A 5,212-nucleotide genomic window follows, 5' to 3' on the forward strand; every position below is an offset into this window, starting at 1 on the left:
CTGCGACCTGGCCCATCGTGCCTTCGACCTCGGGATGGCCCTTGTGGCCGATCATGATGATCTCGTGGCCCTGTTCGCGCATCCGGGTGACTTCGATGTGCACCTTGGTGACCAGTGGGCAGGTGGCGTCGAACACCTTGAGGCCTCGCGCCTCGGCGTCGTGCCGGACCGCCTGGGATACCCCGTGGGCGCTGAAGATCACCGTGTTGCCGGCCGGCACTTCGTCGAGTTCGTCCACGAAGATTGCGCCTTTGGCGCGCAGGCCGTCGACGACGAACTTGTTATGCACGACTTCGTGACGCACGTAGATCGGTGCGCCGTAGCGTTCCAGCGCGCGTTCGACGATCTCGATCGCCCGCTCTACGCCGGCACAGAAGCCACGCGGGGTGGCCAGCAGGATTTCTTTGTCGCTCATGTCGGGGCTCGGTTGGGTGCTTACATGATGCCGACGACACGCACCTCGAAACGGATGCTCTTGCCGGCCAGCGGATGGTTGAAGTCGATCAGCGCGCTTTCTTCGTCGATCTCGCGTACCAGACCCGAGTAACGCGAACCATCGGGTGCGGTGAATTCCATGATCGACATTGCCTCGATGTTCTCCTCGGGCATGTGTCGACGCTGTACGCGCTCGACCAGTTCCGGGCGCCAGGCGCCGAAGGCCTGCTCGGCTTCGAGTTCGAATACCTGCTCGCAACCGATCTCGAGCCCGGTGAGCAGTTTCTCGAGGCTTGGCAGCAACTCGGCATTGCCCAGTTGCAGGGTGGCGGGCGTGCCCTCGAAGGTGCTGATCAGGGGCTGGCCGTTATCCAGCGTGATACGGTAGTGAAGGGTGACCAGGCTGTCGGGTTGAATGGTCGTGCTCAAGATGAAGTCTCCGCGTCAGGGCGTGTGCGGCGCGGCCAGAACTGCGACAGCAGCATCAGCACGACGCCGACAGTGATGGCCGAATCGGCCACATTGAAGGCCGGCCAGCCGTAGCGACCGATATGAAAGTATAGAAAATCAACTACGGCACCATAGAGGACGCGGTCGATGACGTTGCCCAGGGCGCCGCCGATGATGAGTGCGAAAGCCAGTGGCAGCGCGCGCTCGTCCTGATGATGGCGCAGCATCATCAGCAGCCAGCCGCAGATGATGATTGCCAGTGCGACGAAGAACCAGCGCTGCCAGCCGCCCTGGTCGGCAAGAAAGCTGAATGCCGCGCCCGGGTTGAAGACCAGCACCAGCTGGAAGAAGCTGGTGACCGGTATCGCCTGGCCGAAGTCCATCAGTGACAGCACCGCCAGCTTGGTCAGCTGGTCGAGCACGACCACGAGTGCCGAAATCGACAACCAGCCGGCAAGTCTCTTGTTCATGCCGGGTCAGGCATGCAGCCGGGTTTCCCCGTTGCCGTGCAGGTTCTCGTCGCAGCGTCCGCACAGCGTCGGGTGCGCCGGGTTGGTGCCGACGTCCTCGCGGTAGTGCCAGCAACGCTCGCACTTGGCGTGGCCGGATGGCGCGGCATCGACACCTTCGTCGGCCTCGGTTGCCACCTCGACGAGCTCGGCGGTCGAAGTGATCATCACGAAACGAAGATCACCACCCAGCCCGGCCAGTGCGGTGTGGCGCGCGCCGCTGGCACGAAGTCGAACCTCCGCCTGCAGCGAGGCGCCGATGCGGCCGTCGCTGCGCAGCCCCTCGAGCACCTTCTGGACCTCGGCGCGGGACTCGCGGATCAGGGACCAGCGCGCGATGCGCTCGTCTTCACCGCTTGCTTCCGGCAGCACATGGAAGGTGTGCAGCATCACGCTGTCGTCCTCGCCGTCGCCGATGAGCTTCCAGATCTCCTCGGCGGTGAAGCTGAGAATCGGCGCCATCATCGTCACCACGGTGCGGGTGATGTGCCAAAGCGCGGTCTGCGCCGAACGGCGGGCGAGCGAGTTCGGCTGGGTGGTGTAGAGACGGTCCTTGAGAATGTCGAGATAGAAGGCGCCGAGGTCTTCGGAGGCGAAGTTCTGCAGCGCCTGCACCGCCTTGTGGAATTCGTAGCGGTCGTAGTCTGCGGCGATCCGGGCCTGCAGCTGACGGGTCATTGCCAGCGCATAGCGGTCGATGTCGAGCCACTGGTCCACCGGCACCGCATCGCTGTCGATGTCGAAGTCCGAGGTGTTGGCGAGCAGGAAGCGCAAGGTGTTGCGCAGCCGGCGATAGACCTCGACGACGCGATCGAGAATCTCATTGGAGATCGTGAGCTCGCCGGAGTAGTCGGTGGCCGCGACCCACAGACGCAGGATCTCGGCGCCCAGGCGGTCTGAAACCTCCTGCGGGGCGACCACGTTGCCCTTGGACTTGGACATCTTCTTGCCCTGGCCGTCGACCACGAAGCCGTGGGTGAGCAGGCCGTCATAGGGCGCCCGACCGTCGATCGCACAGCCGGTGAGCAGAGACGAGTGGAACCAGCCGCGATGCTGGTCGGAGCCTTCCAGGTAGAGGTCTGCCGGCCATTTGGCTTCGTCGACATGCGAGCCGCGCAGCACGCTCCAGTGGGTGGTGCCGGAGTCGAACCAGACATCCAGCGTGTCGCGCATCTTGTCGTATTGCGGGGCGTCCTCGCCGAGCAGTTCGACCGGGTCGAGCGCGAACCAGGCGTCGATGCCGCCAGCCTCGACGCGTTTCGCGACCTCCTCGAGCAGTTCGAGCGTGCGCGGATGCGGCTCGCCGGTTTCCTTGTGCAGGAAGAACGGAATCGGCACGCCCCAGTTGCGCTGACGCGACACACACCAGTCGGGGCGGTTGGCGATCATCGCATGCAGGCGGGCCTTGCCCCAGGCGGGGAAGAAACGGGTGTCCTCGACGGCCTTCAGTGCGAGCTCGCGCAGTGTCGGGGCGCCGGCCTCGACCTGTTCGCGCCCGGCGAGGCGGTCCATGCCGACGAACCACTGGGTGGTCGCGCGGTAGATCACCGGCGTCTTGTGGCGCCAGCAGTGCATGTAGCTATGGGTCAGCGAGCCGGAGGCGAGCAGGCAACCGACTTCCTCGAGCTTGGCGAGGATTGTCGGCGCGGCTTCCCATACATTCATGCCGCCGAAAAAGGGCAGGTCGTCGGCGAAGCGGCCGTCGCCCTGAACCGGATTGAGGATCTCGTCGTTGCGCATGCCGTAACGACTGCAGGTGGCGAAGTCGTCCATGCCGTAGGCCGGGGCGCTGTGCACGATGCCGGTGCCGGCGTCGGTGGCGACATAGTCACCGAGCAGGATGGGCGAGACCCGGTCGTAGAACGGGTGACGGAAGTTGACGCGGTCGAGCGCGATGCCTTGCGTGGCACCGAGCACCTTGCCCTCGAGCTTGTAGCGCTCGAGCGCGCTCTGGCGCAGTTCGGCCGCAAGGATGAGCAGGCCGCGCTCGGTTTCGACCAGTTCGTAGACATGCTCCGGATGCACATTGAGAGCCTGGTTGGCGGGGATCGTCCAAGGGGTGGTGGTCCAGATCACCGCCAGGGCGCGGGTCTCGGGCAGGGTGTCGAGGCCGAAGGCATAGGCGAGCTTGCCCCGGTCGGCGTCATCGACCGGAAAGCCGACGTCGATCATCGGGGACTTCTTGTCCTGGTATTCGACTTCGGCCTCGGCCAGTGCCGAACCGCAGTCGAAGCACCAGTTGACCGGCTTGAGACCCTTGAACAGAAAGCCTTTGCGATACATCTCGCCGAGGGCCCGGATCTCATCGGCCTCATTCGCGTAGTTCATCGTGCGATAGGGGTTGTCCCAGTCGCCGAGCACGCCGAGACGGATGAAGTCCTTCTTCTGACGCTCGATCTGCTCGCCGGCGTACTCGCGGCACAAGGCGCGCGCCTGGTCGGAGGGGAGGTGCTTGCCATGCAGCTTCTCGATCTGGTGCTCGATCGGCAGACCGTGACAATCCCAGCCGGGCACGTAGGGGGCGTCGAAGCCCGCCATGTTGCGGGAGCGGACGATGATGTCCTTCAGGATCTTGTTGACCGCGTGACCGATGTGGATGTCGCCGTTGGCGTAGGGCGGGCCGTCGTGCAGCACGAAGCGCGGGCGTCCGGCCGAAACCTCGCGAATGCGCCGGTAGAGTTTTTTCTGCTGCCACTCGGCGATCCAGCCCGGCTCGCGCTTGGCGAGGTTGCCGCGCATCGGAAAGGGGGTGTCGGTGAGATTGAGCGTGTTGCGATAGTCAGCCATTGTGCGTTCCGGCCTCAGTCTTCGATGGGGTTGATCGCGAACCAGTCGCGGGCGTGCTGAATGTCCTTGCCGATCTGATGCGACAGCGCGTCAATCGACTCGAAGCGCATTTCGTCGCGCAGTTTGTGCATGAAGTGTATCCGCAGATGGGCGCCGTAGCAGTTGCCGCTCCAGTCGAATACGTGGGTCTCCAGGATCGGACGGGGTGTGGCGCCGACCGTCGGACGTACGCCCACGTTGGCGACGCCCTCGATCAGGCCCGGGCGCAGCCCTTCGATGCAGACCGCGAACACGCCTGACAGCGGCGGCTTGCGATGCTTCATCATGATGTTGGCAGTGGGAAAGCCGAGCGTTCGCCCGAGGCGCTGACCACTGGATACACGGCCGGCGATGCTGTAGGGGCGTCCGAGGTAGTGCGTGGCGAGCGCAACGTCGCCGCCCGCGAGCGCGTCGCGCACTGCCGAACTGGAGATCCGGCTGTCGCCCAGCTCGACCGTATCCATGGCTTCTACGCTGAAACCGTGGGTGACGGCGGCTTGTTGCAGAAAGGCGAAATCGCCACGTCGGCCAGCGCCAAAGCGGAAGTCGTCGCCGATGATCACATGACGTACGCCGAGGCCGCGTACCAGCATGTCGTCGACGAAACGCTCCGCGCTGAGCGATGCGAAGTGGGCATTGAACCGCACCACATGCACGCATTCGACACCGTTGGCAGCCAGTAGTATGAGCTTTTCGCGCAATGACGCGAGGCGGGCGGGTGCATGGGCCGGAGCGAAATACTCGCGTGGGTGTGGCTCGAAGGTCAGCACGGTGGCGGGTGCGCCGACGCTGTGCGCGCGCTCGACCAGCTGACGCAGCAGTGCCTGATGACCGCGGTGCACGCCGTCGAAATTGCCTATCGTCAGCACCGACGGCTGCTTCGCGTGTTCGGGTATGCCTCTGGTGACCTGCATGTCCGCCTGATCAGTGTTGCCCTGCGGGGTGGACCGGTTCGACCCGGACCGGGCGCTGCTTACCGACCGACGAAGACA

The 5,212-nt window shown here is 64.6% G+C and carries 4 protein-coding genes and 1 pseudogene; all 5 read right to left on the reverse strand.

Annotation, left to right across the window (positions count from 1 at the left end):
- Window positions 1-415, reverse strand: a pseudogene (gene ispH / locus GPA21_RS19205) (4-hydroxy-3-methylbut-2-enyl diphosphate reductase); the annotation flags it as partial.
- Between the two features lie 20 nt (window positions 416-435).
- On the reverse strand, window positions 436-864 hold the full coding sequence (locus GPA21_RS19210; protein WP_168989686.1) for an FKBP-type peptidyl-prolyl cis-trans isomerase: 429 nt from the start codon (window positions 862-864) through the stop codon (window positions 436-438).
- Complete coding sequence (gene lspA, locus GPA21_RS19215) at window positions 861-1,355, reverse strand: signal peptidase II (RefSeq protein ID WP_168989687.1); 495 nt, start codon at window positions 1,353-1,355, stop codon at window positions 861-863. The genes GPA21_RS19210 and lspA overlap by 4 nt, the downstream gene beginning before the upstream one ends.
- Before the next feature lie 6 nt (window positions 1,356-1,361).
- Entirely contained in the window at window positions 1,362-4,181 is a 2,820-nt protein-coding gene (ileS, locus tag GPA21_RS19220) for an isoleucine--tRNA ligase (RefSeq protein ID WP_168989688.1), read from the reverse strand.
- Between the two features lie 14 nt (window positions 4,182-4,195).
- Window positions 4,196-5,134 (reverse strand): bifunctional riboflavin kinase/FAD synthetase, encoded by a 939-nt coding sequence (locus tag GPA21_RS19225; protein WP_168989689.1) that lies wholly within the window; start codon window positions 5,132-5,134, stop codon window positions 4,196-4,198.
- Window positions 5,135-5,212: the final 78 nt, after the last annotated feature.

The sequence above is a fragment of the Azoarcus taiwanensis genome, from assembly GCF_012910885.1.
Lineage (GTDB): Bacteria > Pseudomonadota > Gammaproteobacteria > Burkholderiales > Rhodocyclaceae > Azoarcus_F > Azoarcus_F taiwanensis.